This is a genomic window from Vibrio sp. R11-SG3-ISO3-SZ, assembly GCF_059834345.1.
On record NZ_JCBDGX010000104.1, the window covers coordinates 1 to 25,252 of the forward strand.

Sequence of the window (25,252 nt, forward strand, 5' to 3'; positions counted from 1 at the left end):
GACGGGTACCCAACTGCTTGGCGCTATCTTGGTCGGTGACAATAGTGACTACGACGCCTTACTGCAATGTTACTTAAACCAAACCATGCTGCCCGATCACGCTGCAAATCTTCTTTTTGATACCAGTATGCTCGATGGTGAAATGACCGACACCGCGGTGATTTGTTCCTGTCACAATGTCACCAAGGGCGATTTGGTGGCGGCGATTCAAGCGGGCGCGCAAGATTTGGATTCTCTTAAAGCGCAGACGAAAGCGGGCACCGGCTGTGGTGGTTGTAGCAACATGGTCAAATCGGTGCTCGATGCTGAATTGGTAGCGATGGGCGTTGAAGTCAACAACCATGTCTGTGAACACTTTGCGCTGTCACGCCAAGAGTTGTTCCATATTTGCCAAGTCGAAGCGATCAAGGATTTTGACACCTTAATCGCTCGTCACGGCCAAGGGTTGGGGTGCGATCTGTGTAAACCGACCGCCAGTTCGATCTTCGCCTCGCTGTGGAATGAACACATCATGGAGCCTCAACACAGCCGTTTACAAGATTCCAATGATGCCTTTATGGCGAATCTGCAAAAAGATGGCTCTTATTCGGTCGTTCCTCGTGTTGCCGGCGGCGAGATCACACCAGACAAGCTGATTGTCTTAGGAGAAGTGGCCAAGAAATACGATCTCTACACCAAAATTACGGGTGGGCAGCGAGTTGATCTGTTTGGCGCACAAGTTGAGCAGTTACCGGATATCTGGCGCACGCTGATCGACGCGGGCTTTGAAACCGGCCATGCTTACGGAAAATCGGTCCGAACAGTGAAATCTTGCGTGGGCTCAACCTGGTGCCGCTACGGTGTCGATGATTCGGTTGGCCTCGCCATCGAACTTGAAAACCGCTACAAAGGGCTACGTTCGCCACACAAACTGAAGTTTGCGGTGTCAGGCTGTACCCGAGAGTGCGCTGAAGCGCAAAGTAAAGACATCGGCGTCATCGCCACGGAAAACGGCTGGAACCTCTACGTGTGTGGTAACGGTGGCATGCGCCCGCGTCACGCGGATCTGTTTGCCTCCGATCTCAGCAAACATGAATTGATCACGCTGATTGACCGCGTGTTGATGTTCTATGTTCGCACCGCAGACAAATTACAACGCACCTCGGTGTGGATGGATAACCTAGAAGGTGGGTTAGCGTACCTAAAACAAGTGGTGATAGAGGACTCTCTCGGCTTATGCGAGTCACTGGAGACGCAAATGCAGCATGTGGTGGATACCTATCAGTGCGAATGGAAGAGCACGTTGGATAACCCAGCCAAGCTCACTAAGTTCCGTCCATTCATTAATTCAGGCGAACCGAGTCAAGCATTGCCTTACCAACGCATTCGTGGCCAACGTATTCCAGTCAAGGAGGAGAATTGATGGACGTACTCGAGAAAATCAAGGTGTGCGACTTAAGCGCACTGTGCGCCTACGAAGGGCGAGTCGCCTTGGTGGATGGCCAACAAGTTGCGCTGTTTCTCATCCCTAATAAAGGTGTGTTTGCGGTGCAGAACTGGGATCCTATCGGCAAAGCTTTTGTGCTTAGCCGTGGCATTGTCGGAGATGTTAAGGGCAAGTTGTGTGTCGCTTCCCCTTTGTACAAACAGCATTTTTGCCTGCGCTCAGGCGAGTGTTTAGAAAACAGCGACGTGCGTTTAGCTCATTGGCCAGTTTTGCTGGAAAACGATGAAGTGTTTCTTGAATGGCACGCGAAGGCGTAACAAGGTTTTCGCGAGTGACTCTCGTTTCACCCTAGCCCTATCCTTCCAGGGGGCAAATACCAACCTGTTGATCAGGTTGGTATTTTTTTGTGCGATGTTTTAATTAACGCGGTACTAATTTATTCACCGATCGCGGCTTTGCGTTTACCCCGTATCGAGGCAAGCAACATATAGATGCTAGTAGCAAGCAGCGCCGCGAACAAATAGCCCATCAAGCCTTGAGGGCCAGAAAGAAACCCATCTGCTACCACAGGGCCCACCACAGAACCGACACTGTAACTGAACAGCATCACTTGTGTTGCGCAGACGATGTATTGCGCGTTCAAGCCATCACAGCCTAAGTTGATCGCGATGGGGTAGAGTGCGAAGGTCGCCATACCGAGTACAAATAGCCCTGCACCCAGTGCGCGCAGACCCGGCACCATAGAGGTAAAGGCAATCGCAGCCACGCCCACCAAGCACAAGAGTGCCATTAAAGGTGTGCGACCGAACACTTTCGCCAATGTCGGCACTAACGGCTGAATCGCCATACCACCCAAAACGATCAGCGCCATTAAGCCGCCAATGTCATCATGGGCAATGCCACGTTGATTTAATTCGACAGGCATCAGGCCGTACACTGCGCCGAGGGTGAGACCAGACACAACACAGCCAATGATTGCGGCATGGCTTAATTTGCTCATCTGCTTAAAAGAGAGTGAAGTACTCTCTCCGTGCTCGGGTTGATCAGAGTCACCAAACATCAGCACGATGATGGCGAGCAATAAAAGGGTAGTGATAGTAATAAAAGGCACACCACCCGATACGCCCATGACGCCAATACCCAATTGGCCTAGCGCCGCGCCGCCATACAATGCGCCCATGTAAAGGCCAAGGCGTTTAGCGCGTGACTGTTCGTCACCGTGCAGCAACCAAGATTCGACCACAACAAAGACGCCTGCAACTGCCGCGCCCGCGACAAAGCGAGCGATCAACCAGCTACTTGCATACGGCATTAATGGCAAGGCAACAATCGTGAGTAGAAATAGCGCTAAACACCAGACAAACGCCGTTTTGTGCCCTAATCGGCGCACCAAAGGCTCTACACCCATCGCGCCAATCAATAGACCTGCGTAAAATACGCTCGCAAGCCAACTGGCGAGTGAGGTATCCAGATCGTAGTGAGGCAGCATCAGTGGAATCAAACTCATCAAATAGCCCGATGCAACGGCGTACAGCGCCAATGCAATCACAGGGACCGTGACACGAATAGTGCGGGTAGGAATTAGAGTGTTGTCCAACGTCGTCGCCTCAAAACGGACAATCCTTGGCCATAAGGAACCAAGGATTGAGAAATTAACCAGTGAGTTTTCGCGCGAATATGGACTGAATAGTGGTGTGGGTAAAACGAAAAGAATTAATCGACTCGACAAGAGATTTTTGTCGAGTCGTTAGTGGGAACTCAAGGTTATTTATTGATGGCTTGAGTTAGCCATTGGCTAAACTGCGAGCCAGGAAGCGCACCGTTAATCACATCCACGCGCTGGCCGTTTTTGAATACCATCACAGTTGGAATACTGCGGATCTGAAACTGAACGGCCAACGCTTGCTCAACTTCGGTGTTGATTTTGACAAATCGTACTTCGCCCTGTCTGGCGGCGGCTTCGTCTTCAAAGACAGGTGCAAAGCCCACACAAGGGTTGCACCAAGGCGCCCAAAAATCGACCACCACAGGTTGGCTGCTTTGCAACAGGGCATTAAAGTTCAGCGACGTGCCTTCTATCGGTTGGCCATCGAGCAACGCCGATTGGCATTTACCACATTTAGGGCTTTCCGATACGCGCTCGAGCGGCACGCGGTTGACACCAGAACATGATGGGCATCGTGTATTGAAGGTAGACATGACTTTTCTCTTTATTATTTATTTCAACTCAATGACACACTAGTTATACTCTGAAAACGCCAAGTGACTCAAATAAGAATGTAAAAAGGCACATAATGACCAGCTATTACGCAGAAATTACCGGTTGGGGTAAATGCCTACCGCCAGCCACGCTCTCCAACGATGACCTCAGCACTTTTCTAGATACTTCCGATGAATGGATTAAGACGCGCACTGGTATAGAGCAGCGCCGCATCAGCCATGTGAATACGTCAGATCTTGCAACCGTTGCCGCCAAACACGCACTCGCGTGTGCCAATGTCAGTGTTGATGAGGTGGATCTGATTATTGTTGCGACCTGCTCACCCGACTCACTGATTCCCAATACCGCGTCTAAAGTCGCCCAAAACCTCGGCGTTCAAGCCGCCGCAGCGTTTGACTTGAACGCAGCGTGTACTGGCTTTGTTTACGGATTAGAAACGGCGACTCGTCTTATTCAATCAGGCAATTACCGCCATGCAATCGTGATCGGCGCAGAGCGTCTCTCTTTCTTTATCGATTGGACCCAGCGTGATACGGCGGTGTTATTTGGTGATGGCGCAGGCGCAGCGGTGTTGAGCTGCACAACGGAAAAAGTGGGCTTGCAACAGGCGCAGCTTGGCTGTGATTCGGCTGGGCGTGATATTTTGGCGGTGCCCAAGTTCGGTACCTCAATGGATCGTTTCGCTGCGGACAACGGCTATTGGGCGTTTGATTTTGTCGGCAAAGAGATCTTTAAGCGTGCGGTGAAAGGCATGGGCGCAGCCGCTCAATCGGTGCTGGCGCGCAGCGAACTGTCGACTGACGATGTTGATGTGGTGATCCCGCACCAAGCTAACATCCGCATCATTCAAACCTTGTGTGATCTTTCCGGGATTGCTCAAGATAAAGCGTTTGTTAACATCCAGAACTATGGCAACACCTCTGCGGCCACTGTGCCGATTGCCTTGTGTGAAGCGCTTGAACAAGGCTTTATTAAGCCTGGTGACAACCTACTGCTCGCCGCCTTTGGCGCAGGTTTAACTTGGGGCGCAGGCCACATAAAATGGGGTGAGCGAGTTACGCCACTAGGCCAAAGCGATGCCACACTTCCTCCAGTAGAAGCGTCTGCACTTGAGTTATTGGAACAAGCGATCGCGTTTTGTAAAACACACGCAGAGTAAACAGGCCTAAATTTACAAGGCAACGCAGCCTCAACAAATACGCTTAGGGCAATACAATGAGAAGTCGCGAATTGTCGCGACTTTTTTCATGATGGCCGATGGCTGGTTGGCAGTATCACATAAGGACAACGACGTAAGATGAAATTTCTTCACACCTCGGATTGGCATTTAGGACGACAGTTTCACAATGTGTCGCTGATTGACGATCAGCGTGTGGTGCTCGACCAGATGGTGGAGTACATGGCGCAGTATCCCGTCGATGCATTGGTGATCGCTGGTGACATTTATGATCGCTCGGTGCCGCCGACCGCGGCGATTGAACTGCTCAATGAAACGCTAAATCGTGTTTGCCAGGAGTTAAACACGCCCATCATTTTGATTCCGGGTAATCACGATGGCGCGCAGCGCCTCGGGTTTGGCTCTGCACACATGAAAGGCGCTGGGCTGCATATTATCAGTGATTTTCAGCAGATGCTCGAGCCTGTTGTGTTGAGCAGTGACCAAGCCGGAGAGGTGGCATTTTATGGCATGCCGTTTAACGATCCGGAGACAGTGCGCCACTACTTTAATCACACCTTTCAACAGCAAGATGAAGCAACGCCTGAGGCGCAAAAGCCGATTGCTACTCACGATGACGCTCATGCTGCGTTGGTTGGTTTGATCACGCCTCATCTTAATTCGTCACAACGTCATGTGTTGATCAGCCACTGCTTTGTTGATGGTGCGATCAGCTCAGAGTCGGAGCGTCCACTCTCGATTGGTGGCTCCGAATGTGTCAGTCATGAGCATTTCGTCCATTTTGACTATGTCGCCCTCGGCCATCTTCACCAGCCGCAATACAAAGGCGAAGCTCATATTCGCTACAGTGGCTCATTGATGAAATACAGCTTTTCAGAGCAGCACCATAAAAAAGGCATGACTTTAGTGGAGCTTGATCACAACGGTTTGGTTGCGACCACGCACATTCCGCTGCAAGCGCCACATGAAATGCGAATCATCGAAGGGGAGCTGGAAGCGATCCTCACAGCGGGTAAAACCGATCCTCGCGCCCATGACTATTTGTTGGTGCGATTAACCGACCAACACGCCATTCTCAATCCGATGGAGAAGTTGCGTACTGTCTACCCAAATGTGTTGCATTTGGAGAAGCCCGGCATGTTAGTGGGGGTAGAGCAGTCGATGGCGCAAGCGACGCTATCGCGCAGCGAAGTCGATATGTTCCGCGACTTTTTCAAAGAAGCGCAAGGCAATGAGCTTACTCAAGCGCAAGAGAGCGCGGTTTCGGCCATTATCAAACAACTGAGCCAGCAGTAAGGGACGCTCATGAAACCCATCACCTTAGTTATGCAGGCCTTTGGGCCGTTTTCGGGCACCGAATCGATTGATTTTCGTCAACTGGGCAGCAATCCGCTGTTTTTGATCAATGGCCCTACGGGTTCAGGAAAAACGACCCTGCTAGATGCGATCTGTTTTGCGCTTTATGGCGAAACCACCAGTAATGAGCGACTCGGCGCCCAGATGCGCAGTGATAACGCTAAGTTAGATGTGCCGACAGAGGTGACGTTCGAATTCAGCTTGCACGACAAACGCTTTCGCGTAACGCGTTCCCCAGAGCAAGAAGCGCCAAAAGCGCGCGGGGAAGGCACAACGACACGTAAACACAGCGCTGCGCTCTATCAGTTGGGTGACAAAGAGGTGCTTTTGACCAGCAAAACGGCGCAGGTCAAAACGTTGGTCACCGAATTGATTGGTCTCAATGAGACCCAATTTCGTCAAGTCATGGTACTGCCACAGGGTAAGTTTCGTGAATTGCTACTCGCTAGTTCGAAAGAGCGCGAAGAGATTTTCGGCCAACTGTTCCAAACCGATATCTACAAAAAAATTGAGTACGCGCTCAAAGACAAAGCCGCCTCGATCAGTAAAAGCAAAGATGAGTTTGACAACCAAATTCGCGGCGCGCTTGATGTGGGCAATGTCGCTAGCATCGAAGAGCTTAATACCCGCTACGGGTCCGCGTGTGTCGCTCTTGAACAGCGAAAACGAGAAGAAGCCGCAGCGCAAGCAGCGCTTAGTGCATCGACCTTAGCGCTTCAGCAAGGGCAGAAAATACGCGATGATTTCGCCAAGTTGTCTCAGGCCAAGCAATCTTTCACGCAGCATCAAGCGGCAAAGTCTCAGATAGCGGAGACTCAAGTCCGCTTGCAGCGTGCAAAGCAGGCGGCGAGTATTGAATTGCCTTATCAAAATCAATGGCAGAGCGCACAAGACGTCATTCGTTTTGAAACCAAGTTGACCGAACTGCAGCAGAGCAAACAGGCGCTAGATAACGACTTAGCAGCAGCGAAAATCGCGCATGAAGAGGCAGAAAAAGCAGCTGCACAGCTGCCGGCACTCAATGATGAGCGTTACAAGCTCGAGACCATCAAACAAAAATGGTTGGAAAGACAAGCGCTCATCTCACGCCAGAAAGAGGCGCAGCAGCACAGTGCGGTACTTGACGAGAAGCTCGCTCAGTACCTCTCTCACAAAGAGAAACTCCAGCGTGATTTAACGCGTGCGAAAAACGATCACAAGCAAGCCAGTGAGCAGCGACTAGAGCAATCTAAGCTTCTGCAACAAAAGTCGGAATTGACGCGCGCGGTAAGCGATCTGCGCAAACTGACCCAATTGGAGCAAGACGCGGTCAAACAGGCCGAAGAGCTTAAATCGGCAGAGGCGGCATTGGTCAACGCCACTCAAGCGTTTGAAGAACAACAGCAGGCGGCGAACCGCGTTGAACTGCGCTGGCACCAAGCGCAAGCGGCCATTTTGGCGCAAACACTCGTAGAGGGGGAGCCTTGTCCGGTTTGTGGCAGCGAGGCGCACCCGAATATTGCGCAAATTGACGGCGAGTCTGTCAGTAAAGAGCAGGTGACTCAGGCGCGCAGTGAAGAGACGCAGGCGCACTCACAGAGGGTGAAAGCTCAGGCGCACGTTTCACATCTTAAGCAGACGTTAAACCAAAGCCAGCAAGCGGTGGAAGCGTTTAAAGACGAGTTAGGTGAGGTCGCCGTTCAGGGGCTGTCGGCAACACAAGTGAGTCTAAGTGAGGTTGAGGCTCGCTTAATGGTGCTGATGTCATTGGATGTAACGGCGCTTGAAGCGCAGGTGAATGAACTGACGCAGCGCTGTGAAACCGGCGAGCAAAAAATCAATGAGATCAAACAGCAGATAGCGGCCAATCACAATACCGTCAGCTCCATCGCGGCGAGCATCGAAGAGATGACGCAACAACTTGGCGGCGCAACACAAGATATTGAAGAAATTGAGGCCGCGCGCTCGGCGCTATCAAGCCAAATCGAAGCGATAGAGAAAGAGCAGCAACGGGCAAACCAGCATTATCAAGCTAGCACGCTCAAGCAATCTCAGTGCGCCTCTGAAGTTGGCACCCACCAATCGCTGTTGCAAGAGGCCAAAGTGCGATCCGAGCAAGCGAACGCACAGTGGCAGCGGGCCTTAGAGCAAAGTGAGCTGGCAACGCTTGACGATTTTGTCAGCGCGAAAGCCACAGCCGAGCAAATGGCGCAGTGGCAAAGTGAATTGGACGACTATAACCAAGCCACGATTCGTCTTGAGCAAACCATTCAAGACATCACCACCGCGTTGGAAGGGCAGACCACGCCGGATCTTGTAGCTCTGCAAAACGAACTCAATCACCATCAGCAACGTCATGCGCAGATGAGAGAGCAACTCGATGGCGAACGAGCGACAGTTGAGACGTTGCAAAACGTGCAGCGCAAGATTGAGCGTCTAAAAGAGAAAAATGCCGAATTGGAAAAAGAGTATCAGGTGTTTGGCACTCTGTACGATGTCGCCAGCGGTAAAACGGGCAGCCGCGTCAGTTTGCATCGCTTTGTGCTCGGCGTCTTGCTTGATGATGTCCTGATTCAAGCGTCACAACGTCTGGCACTGATGAGCAAAGGGCGTTACATACTCACGCGTAAAACGCACGGCTTTCGCGGCGCCGCCGGTAGGGGCTTGGATTTGATGGTTGAAGATGGCTACACAGGCAAAGCGCGCGATGTCGCGACCTTATCCGGCGGGGAGTCTTTTATGGCTGCGCTCTCGTTGGCGCTTGGTCTATCTGATGTAGTGCAGTCATACAGTGGTGGGATTCGACTCGACACCTTATTTATTGATGAAGGCTTTGGCAGCCTTGATCCTGAATCGTTGGATTTGGCGGTGCAAACGTTAATCGACTTGCAACAAACGGGTCGCACAGTGGGGGTGATTTCACACGTCAGTGAGTTAAAAGAGCAAATGTCTCACAGAATAGACGTGGTCAGTGCAAAAACGGGGAGCACGATTCGCGTTGTTGGCCCAATGTTGAGCTAAACTTAAGTTGTGCAATTGGTTTCTTCTTTCACTGTAGTAGGATGTTTTGTATGATCATTGTACTCGTTGATGGTTTCATAGTGACCAATTGAGTAAGTAGCACGATAGTTGAAGAGTGAATACAACACGACATTGGATGTGACGACACGATATGGATGCGGTTAAAAAGGTCTACCAGTATGCAGAGCCCAATCTCTCCCTTGTTGGGTGGATGGGGGCGATTGGTTTTCCTCTCTACTATCTGATTTGGCAATACATTTATCCTCAGCCTTATGAAGACCTGTTGCTGAGAAGTGTCTGCTCCGTGATGCTGCTCGTACTCGCTTTGCGCGAGTTTCTTCCGGCCACATTGCAGCGCTATATGCCCTATTACTATTTAGGCTGTGTGGCGGTCTGTTTACCGTTTTTTTTCTCCTACATGCTGTTTAAGAACCACTGGTCAACGGTGTGGGCGATGTCGTTTATGGCCTCGATCTTTTTGCATGTCTTACTAGTGCACGAAACAAGGGTCATGTTGGCGCAAGCGTTTGTCGCTGTCGGCTTTGCCTATTTGTTCGCCGGCGACTTGAACATGGTTAACTACAACCCCGCACCGGATGTGGTTTGGCCATACACTCCCATCTTTTTGTTCACTTATGTCTTTGGCAACCTGTTCTATTTTCGTAATCAGGTCGAACATGAAGCAAAAGTGGCGATTGCGAAGTCGTTTGGTGCCGGGATTGCTCATGAGATGCGTAATCCGCTCAGTGCGCTGAAAGCCTCAGTGGATGTGGTGAACTCCTCTTTACCGGATGTCAGTCATCAAGATGAAGAGGTCAAGATGTCAAAACAGAATGTTCAAGTTATCAAAGAGATCCTGAACAACGCAGACGTCATCATCAATAACGGTAATGAAGCGATCGATCTGTTGCTCACTTCCATTGATCAAAATCGTGTCTCTCGCTCTACGTTCGTGCGCCATAGCGCCGCAGAAGTGGTAGAGGACACATTGGAGAGTTTCTCTTACCCCGGCGTGCACTCCAAAAATCTCGTCTCGCTCCATATTGAGCACGATTTTGACTACTTTGGTAGTGACGTATTGCTCAAGTATGCCTTGTATAACCTATTGAAAAACGCTTTTTATTATCAAAATAGCGAAGATTTTTCGATCACCGTAACGCTCGCGGTTCATCACGATGTCAACACCATTACCGTGAGAGACACCGGGGTCGGGATAGAGCCGAAGAAGCTTCAGCATATTTTTAAAGACTTTTACACCTCAGGGAAGAGCTCCAGTCATGGGCTAGGCTTGCCGTTTTGTAAACGGGTAATGCACTCATTTGGTGGCAGCATCAGTTGCCAATCCGAGTATGGCGAATGGACGGAATTCACGCTGTTTTTCCCGAACTACGTCTCTGAGCAAGTCAGTCATATCAAACACGATCTGATGAAAGACAAAGCGATTGTCTACATTGGCGAAGACGCTAAAATCATGCGCAAACTGAACGAGGACGCCTTCTACTCCGGTTTCAAAATGATCCGGTGGTCGTACAGTGAAGCCAGCGCACGTGAAGAATTTGAATTTGAGTATGATCTGATTTTCGTCGATCTGGATGGTTTAAATGAAGCGCAGTTTAAGCACTTGGAATCCAAGTTGCACTTTACCGAAGCCAAACTGGTGTATCTGTTTGAACCTAATCGCGTCTATCATGACGCGTTTAATCGTTACCTCACTTTTTATCCTCTGGAAAAGCAGCGGGTGATCTCAGAGGGCATCGCGCTCATCGATGAAGTGATTTTTGATTCAAGAGAAGGGAATCGTAACCTCATTCCTCGCAAGCGACCTACGGCAGCGAAGCGGATTATGATTGCTGATGACAACAGTTCGCTACGCTCGCTCACCGCGATTTTGTTGAGCAAACAAGGTTATCAAGTCATTGAAGCGCAAGACGGTAATGATGTGTTGAAGAAACTCGACCAAGAGCCGGTTGATTTGGTCATCATGGATATTGAAATGCCCAAGTTAGATGGCTTTGATACCACGCAGAAGATTCGTCACTCTCAGCAGTCTTACGCCAATGTGCCGATCGTCGGCCATACCGGTGATAATCGTAAAGAAACCATGGCGCGCATAAAAGAGGTGGGTATGAATGACTACCTCATTAAACCGGCCGATAAAGAACACTTATTTGATAAAATATCTGAGTACCTGTAAGAATAGAAATAGGGCGAATTTATCGCCCTATTTTTTGTTCGAAATGACACCTTTCCTTGTTTAATTTTAATTAATACTGTTTAGATAAAACGTAAATTTGGATCGTGATATGCCGATTCAGCCACTAACGCAATTTTGTGCAACTCCTCTGCTGTTAACGCACTGTGCAGCGACAGGCGCAAAATATTTTTATTGTCGGTCGTTGCTGGCGTACAGAATACCGATCCGAACACGCCACGTTGCTCAAAATAATCACGAACTTTGCGGGTATTGGTCTTATCTCCGGTTTCTAAGCCGATGATCTGTGATTCGCTACGAATATCAAATCCGACATCTGCCAGCGCTCGGCGCATCCAGGCCGCATTTTGATGCAACTGTTTACGCGCTGGATCACTTGCCTTGATCACCGCGAGGGTTGCATCGATTCTGTCGAGTTCACACGCCATCATCGCCGAACTAAATATCGATGGGAACGAGACATAGGGCATCACTTCGCCCGTGTCGTTGTTACACCAAACGGCTCCAGCACGGTAGGCAAAGGTTTTGGCAAGGCTGGCAGTGAGAAAGTCAACCTGCTGCGTTAAACCGAGTGAAGCCACCAACCCTGCACCTTTCGGGCCATGTGTACCCAATGAATGGGATTCATCGACAACAATGGCGCAACCCAGACTTTTCGCGGTCTCAACCAGTTCTGTAAGTGGGGCAATGGTGCCAAGGGTGCTGTAAATGGAGTCTATCAGGACGATGCCTGGACCGTGTCGTTTGATTAAGCGCTTAAGGTGTCTCACATTGTTGTGCATGAAAGGATGGATATCAGCACCGGCGATTCTCGCGCCCTCCCAAAGCGACATATGGGCGAAAAAGTCGATATAGACCTTGGTATCTGAATCACATAGGGTCTGTAATAGACCGATATTCGCGATCCAGCCAGAAGGGGCGATGGTGCAGTGTTCAAAACCGGTATAATCCGCCATTCTCTGCTGCACCGTTTTGTCGAGGGCATCACTATGAAGAAAGACGTTCGACATAAACGCACTCTCTTGCCCTTGTCTGAGAGAATTGATTTGCGCGTCAATAATCTTAGGGTGATTGGCGAGTGATAAATAATCGTTGGATTGGAGAAGAATATCTCCTTGTTTAGGCTTCTTACCCAACACTAAATTACGACCATTATCTTTTGTTTTAATTAGGTCATCAACATAGTGCGAAATACGTTCATTAACGAACGTCGGAAGTGGCGAACACTTATCAAGTGTAAACATAATCATATCCTTTTCTCAAAACAAGTGAATGGCCAGCTGACAAGGATATGTATGAACCTAATAGATTATTCCGTCTAGTAAAATAGTTTGTTTTTTGAGCGTATTAGCAAACAAAAAAAGTGTGTAATGACTATTAATTAATATTTATTACCCTTTTGGGGTCTAACTCATGCAAAATCATTAAACGTTAGCGTATCTCAGTCTCTATATTTAGGTGACGCTTGAGGGTAAATTCAAGATTGTGAGGTGTGATTGCGATCCAGTTCTGGCCAATACATCTTGATGTAGCCAATGCAAACCCAAATCACCAATACGGTCGCAATGGTGAGCTCAAACAGACCAAAGTTATGCAGCCAGTGCCAGTGTGGGTGAGCTTGTTCAAAGAATGACGTCAAGCGGTGCATAGCGATAGCGCTGATAACCGAAGGAAAAGTCACCGCAGCAATGGATGGTTGGAACTTGAGCCTGAGCAAACGGATGTAGCACAGGTAGATAAGCAGGGTCATGGTGATAGCAATCCCCGCTAGCGCGCCGGTGAGGATAGGGTCTGGCTCGCTGAAATTGACTAAATAGGTGGCTAGGGTGAGGTTGATAGGCGCAGCCATAATTGCCAAGGTGGGCCTGGCTCGGCGCGGTAACATCCCCTCGAACACTAGGCGATAGAGCACGAGCGGCAGCATAAAAAAGTAGATGGTGATACAGATGGCAACAATGGTTTCAGAAAATAGCGTTAAACCAAATTGGGAACCTGCGAGCGAGCTGCTGATCACGCCAACAGGATAGAGAAACCAACTCGGCACAATGTTGGACATTTTAAAGTTGCGAAGTTGAAAGCCAAAGAACAGCACCATCATGGTTAAGTGCAGCATTAACGCTGCGAACCAAAGCGGGTAGGCGATAATAGGCGAGATGATCGCCAGATAGTCACACAAGATCAGTAACGCCATACTCATCGGTGCCATTAGACTGCCACTAAGAGGGTGGCGAATGTCATTCATGAGGGTATGGTAGTTCGAATACTTGATCAGAACGGGAGTCAGGAGCAGTGCGCCGGCAAACGCAAAATAGGGCCTAAGTATGTCACCAACGTCGGGCATATAGAGTGCCCATGCTTGCCCAAGGCCTATCATGCCAAGTGCCAAAGAAGACTGAGAAGGAGGGACGTTGTGAAATTGTGTTAGGCGTTTCCAGTTCACCGGATTTCCGTTTCTATTGTGCGTGAGTATTGCGGATTGATTGAGGGCGAATGGTATCAAGCCAAACGGTTGCCAAGCAAGTGTTGACGAACGTTAGCGTGATTTCGCCGCACAAGTGGTCATTATACCTGTGGTTAGCGTTAGCCCAATCGATAATCGTGCAAAGTTGAATTGCAATTTTGTGAGAAAAGTTCAACTTTTAATCGATACACGAGAAAATAGTGCCGCAGAAAACTTGCGAACTGGCCGAAATCGACCATAGTTAAAGTGTAAGGCAAATGACCCGACCCGCATGGAGGAATATACCGCCTTACCTACAATTTGGATGGATTCAACAAGTCAATTCAGTAGCCTCGTTTTTAGATCTCGAAGCAGACATAGACTTCAAGATTCGCAGACTCACGATTGAGTAACGAGGGATAGGGCGCACAACCAAGTGCGCCTTTTGTCGTTTAGGAGCCCGTTAAACGAATGTTCTCGTCAATGGCGATATGGTAACGCAAGTGCGCCAATTTGTGACCACTGTGCTTGTGTAACCCTCCCCAAAAAACTGGTCACTATCTTTTTTCACTAAATGTTCTCTCTTGCGAATCATTTTTTAATCCGCGTATACAAACGGGGCTTTTTAGTTACTTTGGGTTTTGGCGGCAGTTTAAGGACGCCTTTTTGCAAAATCAGGTTGTTGGGGTAGGTGATGATGTGGCCCTTTTCGTGTTTGATGTGAACATGAAAAGTGGTGATGTCGACGATCACTCCGGTGACGTCCTCATCTTTATCGATCACTTTGACCAAATCGCCGACGCGGTATGGGAAGACAAAGAAAATTAAAAAGCTGGCAGTGACGTTACTGAGTATCGACCACTGAGCAAACAAGGCGACGCCGAGCACAGCGAAAATCGACGAGAGAAACAGCGAGACATCGCCATATCCAATCCCTGAGGCAATCAAAAACAGCGAAATAAACACAAAGTAGAGGGCAATGTTCAAGCCGCGAATGATAAAAAAGGTACGATTATTCTTCGCCTGCTTTTTACGCGCCATGGCGTGAATGGTTTTCACTAGGATGTGTTTGATGAGTTTTAAGGCGATGAATAGAAGGAAGGCGAACAGAAGTTTACCAAGAAGCGATTCAGAGACGTTGAAGCCGAAAATTTGCATAGTGTCAGTAATGTCGTTGGGTTAAGCCGTGAGCACAGTGGAGCCATCATGTGGTAATCCGGTCTCCTTGTCTAGCGATACTGGTTTGGCTCACAAACGCTGAATAAATATAGCAGAGTGGAAGTTCAAGGTTGCCATCACTGAGCGCGGTGTAACCATGTGCTCAGTGATGGGCAAAAGAGACGACTCTCAGCGAGAGATCACGACTCGTTGTCGGGTTTAATGAAGGTGCCGTAAATATCACTGCGGCGATGTTTGAGGTTGGTGACCGAACCTTCGGTGTTAAGCTGCTTAAGCTTGGTCAAATCGACATCGGCAAAGATGATCATTTCGGTGTTGGCGCTCGCTTCGGTTAAGGTCGCGTCGTGAGGGAAATAGATGTCGGACGGCGAGAAGACCGCAGACTGAGCATATTGAATATCGACATTATCGACCCTTGGCAAGTTGCCGACACTGCCGCCAATGGCGACATAACATTCGTTTTCAATCGCCCGAGCCTGAGAGCAGATCCGCACTCGCTGGTAGCCGTTTTTGGTGTCGGTCCAGAAAGGCACAAAGATGATTTGCACGCCTTGTTCGGCCATCATTCGGCCCAGCTCTGGGAATTCACTGTCATAGCAGATCAAAATGCCGACTCGACCCGCATCGGTGTCGAACACTTTCACATTGTCGCCGCCATCAATCACCCAGTCTTTTTGTTCGTGCGGGGTGATGTGGATTTTGTATTGCGCGTCAATGTCGCCATCACGGTGCAGCAGATAGGAGACATTGTAGAGCTGATCGTCTTCCACCACTGGCACACTGCCGGCAATGATATTGATGTTGTACGTGACGGCCATTTGTGAGAAGCGGTTTTTGATCTCTTCACTGAAGCTGGCGAGAAAACGAATCGCTTCGACGGAGTTTTGTCCAGTCTGCAAGCCCATTAATGGGGCATTAAAAAACTCTGGGAACAGCGCGAAGTCCGCTTTGTAGTTAGAGAGTGAGCTGACAAAGTACTCGGCCTGGTCCATCAAATCGTCGAGATCGCGCATGGCGCGCATTTGCCACTGAATCACGCCAATGCGGACCAAGGTTTTTTCAATGTCGTGAACAGAGATGATGTCCTCTTCATAGAAGAAGTTGTCCCACTCAAGCAGGGTAGCGTAGCCTTTCGATGCGTCATCTTCAGGCAGATAATTACGCATCAAGCGCTTTACATCAAAATCGTTGGCCAGCTGGAAAGAGAGAATCGGGTCGTGCAGTTTGCGACGTTTGACCTGATCGATGTACTCGGGCACGGTCATTTTGTCGGCGTATTTGTGATAGTTGGGGATGCGTCCCCCCGCCAAAATCGCCTTGAAGTTTTTATTTCGGCACAGTTCTTTGCGCGCGTCATAGAGGCGGCGTCCTAAACGTAGGCCGCGATAATCTGGGTGGACAAATACATCCAGCCCGTACATGGCATCACCCGAGGACTGGTTTTGAATCACGTTTTGCTCGGTAATGATGTCTGTGTAGGTGTGCGGCAGAGAGAAGCGATTGTAATCGACTTTGATCGTCAGCGCGGCGCCAACAATTTTATCGTTATCGACAATACAGATTTGCCCATCAGGAAATTGGTGAATCAGGTCCATGATGGTCATTCGTGGCCATGCGCCACCCACATCGGGAAAGACGAGGTCCATCAGCTCTGCAAGCTGAGGATAATCACCCGATTCAATTGTACGTAAAGAGAGTCTTGGAGTAGTGCTATCCATTTAATCATGTCCTTGTTACCACAACGAAATCAGCATGCCACAAGCGCGAGTTAACATAAACATAACTGATGCAAAAAGTCCCTTTAACGTTTTGAAATAAGTCACATAAAAAATGTGGTTATTGCGGCATGCTGAATCGGTATCCCAGTTGAAGTCCCGATGTATTTGCCCTTAGGTGGTCCTATGCAGAGCGTTATTCGAAAACTCACATGGAAGACGATTCGGCGGTAATCCCGCCCACACTCCCACGCCGATGACCCCACTCTTGGGGATATGACCACGTACAGAAGCTAGGAGGCGTTATGCCACTTAATAAGATACGCAATATTGCATTTGTCGGTCAGGCAGGTAGCGGTAAAACCACGCTGATCGAAAAACTGCTCTTCACCTGCGATGCCACCACACATCTTGGCAGCGTTGAAAAAGGCGATACTGTCACTGATTTCGACGCTCAATCGATCCAATATCAACACAGCATCGAAGCGACCCCTGTTACCCTCAGTTGGCAGCAGCACAGACTCAATATTATCGACACCCCGGGACAAGCAGAGCTGCTCGGGCGCACATTCAGTGTCTACCCTGCGGTTGAAACGACGGCGCTAGTGATTGACCCGCAGATGCCCATCAACCAAACCGCTGACCGTCTCTACGCCTTCGCTAAGGCGCAGAAAAAATGTCAGATGATCATCATCAACAAGCTGGATAATCATGGTGACAGGCTTGAGCAAGTGATGGAGATGATAATCGAACATTTCGGTGATTACTGTTTGCCGATTAACCTGCCTTCCCGTGATGGTAAGACAGTCGTCGATTGCTATTTTGAGCCCAACTATGAGCAATCAACACTGCTTACCGATGTCGAAGCGGCGCACGAAACCTTGATTGATCAGGTTATCGAAGTCGATGAAGAGCTGATGGAACTCTACCTTGAGCAAGGTTCAGAGTTGACGGCGGGTCAACTGCATGACCCTTTTGAAGAGGCATTGCGTACCGGGCACGTTATCCCGATCTGTTTTGTTTCTGCCCAAACCGGAGCGGGTGTGGAATTGCTGCTGCGTACGCTCAGTGAAATTATGCCCATGCCAAACGAAGGTAACCCGCCGCTGCTCGTCAAAGACGGTAAACAAGTGCGCGTCGATTGTGAGACCTTGTCGCACTGCGTGGCACACGTCTACAAAGTCAGCGTTGACCCTTATATGGGCAAACTGGCCTATTTACGAGTGTTCCAAGGTGAAATTAATGCCGGGAGCCAACTCTTTATCGGCGATGGTAATAAACCGTTCAAAGTTGGGCATCTCTATCAGTTGCAAGGAAAAGAGCGGCGCGAGATTTCAAAAGCGTTAGCAGGGGATTTCTGCGTGCTCGCGAAAGTCGATGAGCTGGAGTTTGATGCGATTGTTCATGACTCTCATGATGAAGATGGCGTGAGCCTAAAAACGCTCGATTTCCCAGACTCTATGTACTCACTGTGCCTAAAACTGACCAAGCGTGGCGACGAGCAGAAACTGGGTGATGTACTGAGCAAAATCGCCTGTGAAGATCCCTCTCTGCGAATTGAGCACCGCGCGCGCACCAATGAGACCATCATCAGTGGTCAAGGCGAGTTCCACCTTAAAGTTGCGCTGGAGAAAATGGAGAGCGTCTACAAGTTAAAAGTGGAAACCAGTCAACCTAGCGTTGAGTACTTTGAAACCATCACCAAGCCAGCGCAAGGCCATTACCGACACAAAAAACAGAGTGGCGGCGCGGGGCAATTTGGTGAGGTAAGTTTGTCGGTTCGACCGCTGCCGCGCGGCGCGGGCTTTGCCTTTGTTAATAAAGTGGTTGGCGGCGCGATTCCTACCTCGTTGATCCCTGCGGTTGAAAAGGGTATCCGTCAAGCGCTAGAAGAGGGTGCGATTTCAGGCAATCCTATTCGTGATATCGAAGTGACTGTGCACGATGGAAAATATCACTCGGTGGACTCCAAAGAGATCGCGTTTGTCATCGCAGGGAAAAAGGCGTTTCTTGATGCGGTCAATCAAGCGGATCCGATTGTGCTTGAGCCTATCGTCCAGATGGAGTTGCAAATTCCTACTCAAAACGTCGGCGATGTGTCGGGCGACCTGTCGGGTAATCGCGGTTTGATTGAGGGGACGGTGCCAATTGACGGTAACTTCACGCGCTTGCAAGCCAAGTCACCGGTTAATGAGCTGCAAGATTACGCGCGCCGTCTCCGCGCCCTCACCGGAGGCGAAGGCAGCTTTAGCATGACGCTCAGCCACTACGAGCCAGCGCCGGTTCAAGTGCAGCAGCAGGTATGCCAATCGTCGAACGCCTAAATGGGTGGAGTTTAAGTTGAAACGAGCGCCAACCTGAGTTGGCGCTTTTTTTGATTCTGAAGTTTTGGTTATGAAGTGAATGCGGTTACCGACAAGCCCTTGGGTTGGCTAGGCGTGATTACTCACACGGCACATCGAAAATCAGCGCTTCCACGCTGGTGGGGTGGAGTATGTCTTGTGGATCCACATGGAACTTACGCGACATCATGGTATTGAACATGCGCCAGTGATTGAGTAAACACTGCTGATAATCACTGGTTTCATCTGCCCAAGTTTCTTTCATAAATGGGGTCAGGCTAGCGGCGCCGTGGGCAAACATCATCATCAGCCACTTCATTTCCAAAATCTTAATGGGTGCCTCAGGGTGCGCTTGGTTGTACTCGGTTTCGAGCGATTTGACGATGTTCTCAATTTCACCACTGTTATCGATAAAGTAATCAAACAGCGCATCTTCTTGGCGCACGGCGTCTGCGATCAGTTGGATCGGTTGCTTGAAGTGCAACATATTTGCCAACAAGTGGACCGCAAAACGATAGAGCTGCACATTCGGCGGTGCCCCTTCGGGCATGTTGTCCAAGATGGCACGCATGTACTTTTCCATGTAACGGTGCAGGCCGTCGCTGATGGCGTACCAAATTTGTTCTTTGCTGCCGAAATGATGGCGGATCAGGCTATGAGACACGCCCGCTTTTTCACTGATATTACGTAGCGACACGCGTTCGTACCCCAGCTCGCAAAACAGCTCAGTGGCGATGTTCATGATTTCACATTTGGTTTGCTCAGCGTCTTGTGCGCTGCGTCTACCTTGTTTTCTTTCTGTCATCGTTTTCTTTCATACATCTGCAACACTGCAGTTTTACCAGATCTTAGTTCAACTTTCATTAAGCGGCGTGACAAACCGAGACACTATAACAAATTTTATATTGTACGTCTGGAAAATAAACATTGATCCCGCCAATAAAACTCATATACTGCACGGGTGTGTAATAAATCGTGATGTGATAATAATGGATACATCGATACAGTCTATGCCTACCTTGGCAAAGCTCGCGCTTGTCGCTGCGGTGAGTTCGTGGATAGCCGGGTGCAATCCCGCTAATTCAGAGGTCACCAACCCCGTGGTCAAACCCGTCAAACTGTTGGAAGTGCCTGATTTGGACAAAAAGCGTTTTGACTCGTTTATTGCCAATATTGATGCCACTGACCGCGCAGAGTTGTCCTTTCAAGTGGCCGGTGAAATTGACACCTTGGCAGTACGCATGGGCAGTGAAGTGAAAAAAGGTCAGGTATTGGCCGAGCTTGATGACACCGATTACCAATTGGCCTACGACGCGAAACTGGCCCAATACCAGTTGGCGAAAACCGCTTACTTGCGCGCCAAACAATTGCACGAGAAGAAGCTCATCAGTGTGGATACGTTTGATCAAAGTGAGACAGAATACAAAGCCGCCTCCGCCGCCCTAGAGCAGGCAAAGACAGATCTTCAATACACGAAGATCGTCGCCCCTTTTGATGGGGTGGTGTCCCTTACGTTCAGCAAAGAGAATCAAGTGGTTGCGGCGAACCAAGTGGTCCTCAATGTCATCAATAACGATGTGCTGGATGTGGTGTTCACCATTCCTGTGAGCTACGCCGAGCGCTATGGTTTGTCTCATATTGGTTCTTCTGACTTTGCGTTAGTGATGGATAGTCACCGTGACGTGATGATTCCTGCCCAATTCAAAGAGATTTCGACCGAGCCAGACAACGACACCAACAGTTACCGCGCTAGCCTGACATTCACTCGCCCTGAAACGCTTAATTTGCTGCCGGGGATGACAGGTCAGGTGAAACTTCACAATGCGCAGTTGCAAGGTCAGTTTGCTATTGATGAAAGTGCCTGGGTGAGCCGTGATCAGCATCATGGTGAGTTATATCGTTTTGATGACCAAACCCAAACGCTGGAAATCGTGCAAGTGATGGTGGATGCGCAAGGCCATATTACCTCGGGTCTTAACCAAGGAGACTTGATTGTGCAAGCCGGAGTGGAACGCTTGATGCCCGGCCAACAAGTCAAAGCGTGGACCAAAGAGGGAGGTATCTGATGAAGTTTTCTCATCTTTCATTGGTAGTGATGGCGGCCAGTCTGACGGCAGCATGCACGCCAGACAATGCGCATCGTCCGCGCCATGATCTGTTGGTTGAAACATACGAAGTGAACCACTCCGTCGAGAGTCAATTTCGCAATTTCAATGGCCAAGTGATGCCCGCAGAACTGACACCACTCTCCTTTCGTTTAGATGGCGAAATCAGCGCCATGTTGGTGAAAGAGGGTGACAGTGTCACTAAAGGTCAAGTGGTCGCGCTGCTCGATGATTCGAAAGCGAAACAAGCCTTGATTGATGCTCAAGTTCGCTACGAATTGGCGCTTAAACAGCAAAAACGCGGTGAAAATCTGCGCCAAGAGAACATGATTTCGAGCGCGGAGCTTGATCAACTGAGCGCCAACTTACAACTGGCGCAGGCAAACTTGGGCTTGGCAAAGGCACAAATGCACTATACACGCTTGAAAGCGCCGTTTGATGGTGTGATTGCGTCGGTTGAGAAGAAGAAATTTGAAAATGCCACACCGGGCGAGTCTGTGGTGTCACTGTATCAGTCGGATAATGTCTACGTGAAAATCGAAGTATCCGATTCTGTGCTCGCCATGCTAAATCCGACCGTGAACGCTAAGCAATATCAACCTGTCGCGACCTTTTCTGGCTTAAGTGGCAGTTATCCGATGCGCTATCTTGAGCACACCAGTGAGCTACACCCGCAAACACAAACTTACCAGTTATGGCTGAGCATGCCCGCTTTGGATCAGCGGTTACTTCCGGGCACTAGCGCCAAAATATCCGTCGATTTGGTCAAAGCGGGTTTGAGTCAAATCAACGCGTACCAAGTACCGATGACGGCCATTGATGCCGGGCGTGATCAGCAAGCCTTTTATGTCTGGAAACTGGAAGATGGCAAGGCGCATCGCTACGCCATCAATGTGGACCAAATTACAGGACAAGGCGCGCTGGTGGCCAGTGGTATTGAGCAAGGCGATGTATTAATCAACTCCAACCTACGCAAATTACGAGAAGGCATGGACATTTCAGGAGCGCAGCTGTGAGTATTGCCGAATATTCAATCAAGAACAAAGTGATCAGTTGGTTGTTCCTGATCATCTTAGCCGTGGGTGGCTACACCTCTTTCATGGATTTAGGCCGCTTGGAAGACCCGGCTTTTACGATCAAAGACGCCATGATTATCTCCACCTATCCGGGCGCGACCTCACAAGAAGTCGAAGAGGAGCTGACGTATCCGCTGGAGAAAGAGATTCGTCAACTGCCGTATATCGATAAAATCACCTCGACCTCATCCATTGGCATGTCACAAATCACCGTGAGCATGGAAATGGAATACGGACCGGATGAATTACCGCAAATCTGGGATGAAATGCGTCGAAAGATCAATGATTTGAAGCCCAATCTGCCCAGTGGCGTCACTTCTGTTCAGATCATTGATGATTTTGGTGATGTCTACGGCGTCATGTTGATGTTGACCGGTCAGGATTACGACTACATCGAACTGAAACGTTACGCCGATTATTTACGTCGCGAACTGGAGTTGGTGCCTGGGGTGGGCAAAGTTGCGATCAGTGGTGATCAGCAAGAGCAACTGTTTGTTGAGATCTCTTTGGAGCGATTGGCGGCATTGAATCTTGATTTGAACTCCGTGGTGAGCTTGCTCGACCAGCAAAACAGCGTGCAATCGGCGGGGGAGGTCATGGTCAATGGTCAAGTGCTGACCATTCGACCGAACGGTTCATTGACCTCTGAACAAGAACTGCAAGATTTGATCATTCATGGCCGAGATACGGGGAATCTGATCCGTCTCAAGGATGTCGCGACCATCAGTCGTGGCATTGAGGAGAAACCGACCAATGTGCTGACCTTCAATGGTGAACCAGCGATCAACTTAGCCATCTCTTTTGGCGCGGGCGTCAATGTTGTCGAAGTAGGCAAAGCCTTGCAGGCGGAGTTGTCATCGCTTGAAACCATCAAACCTGCGGGTGTGGATATCCAGTATTTCTACAATCAAGCGGCGGAAGTAGAAAAGTCCGTCGATGACTTTATTGTCAGCTTAGGCCAAGCCGTGGCGATTGTGATCGTGGTACTGCTATTTGCGATGGGGCTGCGTAGCGGGTTGATTATTGGCGCTGTGCTGCTGCTGACCGTGCTCGGCACCTTCATTATGATGAAGCAAAATGACGTTGAGTTGCACCGAATTTCGCTAGGGGCACTGATCATTGCGCTCGGCATGCTGGTGGACAACGCTATCGTGGTGGTTGAGGGGATTTTGGTCGGTCTCAAGCGCGGTAAATCTAAGCTTGAAGCGGCCACCGACATTGTCAAACAAACCCAGTGGCCATTGCTTGGTGCGACGGTCATTGCGATTACCGCGTTTGCTCCGATTGGATTGTCCGAAGATGCAACAGGCGAGTTTATGGGTTCTCTATTTTGGGTACTCTGTTATTCGCTGTTCTTAAGTTGGGTGACGGCCTTGACCCTCACGCCATTCTTGGCTGACTTGCTGCTCAAAGAAGCGCCGCAAAGTGACGACAAGGACGCTGACCCATACCAAGGGGTATTGTTTGCCATCTTTGGTGTGAGCCTTAAATTCGCCCTGCGTTTTCGTTGGTTGACTGTCGCCAGCATGATTGGTCTGTTGGTGGTCGCGGTCGGAGGCTTTGGCCTGGTTAAACAGCAGTTTTTCCCACCGTCCAACACGCCGATGTTTTACGTCGATATGTGGATGCCGGAAGGCACCGACATTCGTGAAACCTTGCAAGAGACGCAGAAAGTTGAGCAGTTTATTCGCTCAAAAGAGAACGTCGAGTTTGTCTCGACCACGACGGGTCAAGGCTTGCAACGTTTCGCGTTGACCTACCAGCCTGAGAAAAGCTATGAAGCGTATTCTCAGCTGCAAGTGCGCACCCACGATCGCGAGTCGATGTTCACCTTGCTGGAAGAGTTAGATCAGACTCTGGCTGTGAGTTTCAACAAGCCGACATTCCAGTTTAAGCTGATGGAATTTGGGCCATCGCCTGCTTCAAAAATTGAAGCGCGTATTACCGGCCCAGATCCTCAAGTATTGCGTGATATTGCGCTGCAAGTGGAAGACGTACTGCTCCAAGATGAAGGGGCACGAAATGTGCGTCATGATTGGCGTGAACGCTCCAAGCAGTTGGTGCCGCAGTTCAACGAATCGAAGGCGCGCCGATTAGGTATCTCGAAACAAGACCTTTCCGATACGTTGCAAATGGCATTTGGCGGGAAAGCCATCGGCCTATTGCGGGATGGCACGCATATGCTGCCGATCTTGGCTCGTTTGCCCGAGCAAGAGCGCATTGATTTTGAATCGTTAGCCAATGTCAAAATTTACAGCCCCACGTTGCAAACTTACGTGCCAGTGGAGCAGGTGATTGACGGTGTCGCATTGGATTGGCAAGAGCCGCTCATCCAGCGTCGAGACAGAAAACGCACCTTGACCGTACTCGCCGATCACGATGTGTTGGGTCATGAAACACCGGCCAGCCTTTTTGCCCGCATACAACCGAAAGTGGAAGCACTGCCGTTGCCACAGGGTTATGAGATCTCTTGGGGCGGCGAGTATGAGTCATCAAAAGATGCCCAGCAGGCCTTGTTTGGTTCGTTGCCGATGGGCTACTTATTGATGTTCATCATCACTATGCTGCTGTTTAATTCGCTGCGTAAGCCATTGGTGATCTGGTTTACCGTGCCGCTCTCGATTATCGGGGTGTCGATTGGCTTACTGGCGACGGATATGCCGTTCAGTTTTACCGCGTTTCTTGGGTTACTGAGTTTGAGTGGCATGATTTTGAAAAACGGCATTGTGTTGCTCGACCAAATCAACATAGAACTGTCGGCAGGCAAAGATCCTTATCAAGCGGTGTTTGACAGTGCCATTTCCCGTGTGCGCCCGGTCAGTATGGCGGCATTAACCACCATTCTTGGCATGATTCCACTGGTGTTTGACGCCTTCTTTGGCTCAATGGCTATCACCATTATGGCAGGGCTTGGCTTTGCGACGGTACTCACGTTAATTGTAGTACCGGTACTTTTTGCCCTCTTATATCGAATTAAACCATCCACTGCCGGATAGTGAACCA

The 25,252-nt window shown here is 49.6% G+C and carries 17 protein-coding genes; 10 read left to right on the plus strand and 7 right to left on the minus strand.

What is annotated here, in order from left to right; all coding sequences use genetic code 11:
• Positions 1-1,402 (plus strand): nitrite reductase large subunit NirB (gene nirB / locus AC6R1O_RS13310; RefSeq protein ID WP_500657174.1); only part of this gene is annotated, 1,402 nt, incomplete at its 5' end.
• Positions 1,402-1,743 carry a nitrite reductase small subunit NirD gene (gene nirD / locus AC6R1O_RS13315; RefSeq protein ID WP_500657175.1) on the plus strand — a complete coding sequence of 114 codons (342 nt, stop codon included), beginning with the start codon at positions 1,402-1,404 and terminating at the stop codon, positions 1,741-1,743. The genes nirB and nirD, both read left to right, overlap by 1 nt.
• Before the next feature lie 119 nt (positions 1,744-1,862).
• Here nirD and AC6R1O_RS13320 read toward each other — a convergent pair whose 3' ends face one another.
• Both AC6R1O_RS13320 and trxC read right to left on the minus strand, forming a co-directional pair.
• Positions 1,863-3,023 carry an MFS transporter gene (locus tag AC6R1O_RS13320; protein WP_500657176.1) on the minus strand — a complete coding sequence of 387 codons (1,161 nt, stop codon included), beginning with the start codon at positions 3,021-3,023 and terminating at the stop codon, positions 1,863-1,865.
• Between the two features lie 167 nt (positions 3,024-3,190).
• Positions 3,191-3,625 carry a thioredoxin TrxC gene (trxC, locus tag AC6R1O_RS13325; RefSeq protein ID WP_500657177.1) on the minus strand — a complete coding sequence of 145 codons (435 nt, stop codon included), beginning with the start codon at positions 3,623-3,625 and terminating at the stop codon, positions 3,191-3,193.
• Between the two features lie 95 nt (positions 3,626-3,720).
• Between trxC and AC6R1O_RS13330 the strand changes: the two genes are divergently transcribed.
• The 4 genes from AC6R1O_RS13330 (at position 3,721) to AC6R1O_RS13345 (ending at position 11,374) form a co-directional block, all read left to right on the plus strand.
• Positions 3,721-4,806, plus strand: a complete 1,086-nt coding sequence (locus AC6R1O_RS13330) for a ketoacyl-ACP synthase III (protein ID WP_500629489.1) — start codon at positions 3,721-3,723, stop codon at positions 4,804-4,806.
• A 138-nt stretch (positions 4,807-4,944) separates the two neighbouring features.
• A complete protein-coding gene (locus AC6R1O_RS13335) occupies positions 4,945-6,120 on the plus strand; it encodes an exonuclease SbcCD subunit D (protein ID WP_500657178.1) in 1,176 nt (391 codons plus the stop codon).
• Between the two features lie 9 nt (positions 6,121-6,129).
• Entirely contained in the window at positions 6,130-9,180 is a 3,051-nt protein-coding gene (locus tag AC6R1O_RS13340; RefSeq protein WP_500657179.1) for an AAA family ATPase, read from the plus strand.
• A 151-nt stretch (positions 9,181-9,331) separates the two neighbouring features.
• Positions 9,332-11,374 (plus strand): ATP-binding response regulator, encoded by a 2,043-nt coding sequence (locus tag AC6R1O_RS13345; protein WP_500657180.1) that lies wholly within the window; start codon positions 9,332-9,334, stop codon positions 11,372-11,374.
• 80 nt (positions 11,375-11,454) lie between these two features.
• Here the strand turns inward: AC6R1O_RS13345 and cqsA are convergent, their stop codons facing one another.
• From cqsA to AC6R1O_RS13365, 4 genes are all read right to left on the minus strand, one after another.
• Positions 11,455-12,636 (minus strand): alpha-hydroxyketone-type quorum-sensing autoinducer synthase, encoded by a 1,182-nt coding sequence (gene cqsA / locus AC6R1O_RS13350; RefSeq protein WP_500657181.1) that lies wholly within the window; start codon positions 12,634-12,636, stop codon positions 11,455-11,457.
• A gap of 233 nt (positions 12,637-12,869) precedes the next feature.
• Entirely contained in the window at positions 12,870-13,832 is a 963-nt protein-coding gene (locus AC6R1O_RS13355) for a TDT family transporter (RefSeq protein ID WP_500657182.1), read from the minus strand.
• 591 nt (positions 13,833-14,423) lie between these two features.
• Positions 14,424-14,990 carry a mechanosensitive ion channel domain-containing protein gene (locus AC6R1O_RS13360; RefSeq protein ID WP_500629476.1) on the minus strand — a complete coding sequence of 189 codons (567 nt, stop codon included), beginning with the start codon at positions 14,988-14,990 and terminating at the stop codon, positions 14,424-14,426.
• Positions 14,991-15,190: 200 nt separating this feature from the next.
• On the minus strand, positions 15,191-16,729 hold the full coding sequence (locus AC6R1O_RS13365) for a GNAT family N-acetyltransferase (protein WP_487901412.1): 1,539 nt from the start codon (positions 16,727-16,729) through the stop codon (positions 15,191-15,193).
• 302 nt (positions 16,730-17,031) lie between these two features.
• On the opposite strand from AC6R1O_RS13365, the gene fusA reads away from it, so the two are divergent.
• On the plus strand, positions 17,032-19,050 hold the full coding sequence (gene fusA, locus AC6R1O_RS13370; protein WP_500657183.1) for an elongation factor G: 2,019 nt from the start codon (positions 17,032-17,034) through the stop codon (positions 19,048-19,050).
• A gap of 118 nt (positions 19,051-19,168) precedes the next feature.
• Here the strand turns inward: fusA and AC6R1O_RS13375 are convergent, their stop codons facing one another.
• On the minus strand, positions 19,169-19,873 hold the full coding sequence (locus tag AC6R1O_RS13375; protein ID WP_487901414.1) for a TetR/AcrR family transcriptional regulator: 705 nt from the start codon (positions 19,871-19,873) through the stop codon (positions 19,169-19,171).
• Between the two features lie 184 nt (positions 19,874-20,057).
• On the opposite strand from AC6R1O_RS13375, the gene AC6R1O_RS13380 reads away from it, so the two are divergent.
• Genes AC6R1O_RS13380 through AC6R1O_RS13390 form a run of 3 tightly spaced genes read left to right on the plus strand, consistent with a single transcriptional unit; the run spans position 20,058 to position 25,245 of the window.
• Positions 20,058-21,134, plus strand: a complete 1,077-nt coding sequence (locus tag AC6R1O_RS13380) for an efflux RND transporter periplasmic adaptor subunit (protein ID WP_500657184.1) — start codon at positions 20,058-20,060, stop codon at positions 21,132-21,134.
• On the plus strand, positions 21,134-22,189 hold the full coding sequence (locus AC6R1O_RS13385) for an efflux RND transporter periplasmic adaptor subunit (RefSeq protein WP_500630784.1): 1,056 nt from the start codon (positions 21,134-21,136) through the stop codon (positions 22,187-22,189). The genes AC6R1O_RS13380 and AC6R1O_RS13385 overlap by 1 nt, the downstream gene beginning before the upstream one ends.
• On the plus strand, positions 22,186-25,245 hold the full coding sequence (locus tag AC6R1O_RS13390) for an efflux RND transporter permease subunit (RefSeq protein WP_500657185.1): 3,060 nt from the start codon (positions 22,186-22,188) through the stop codon (positions 25,243-25,245). The genes AC6R1O_RS13385 and AC6R1O_RS13390 overlap by 4 nt, the downstream gene beginning before the upstream one ends.
• Positions 25,246-25,252 lie beyond the last annotated feature (7 nt).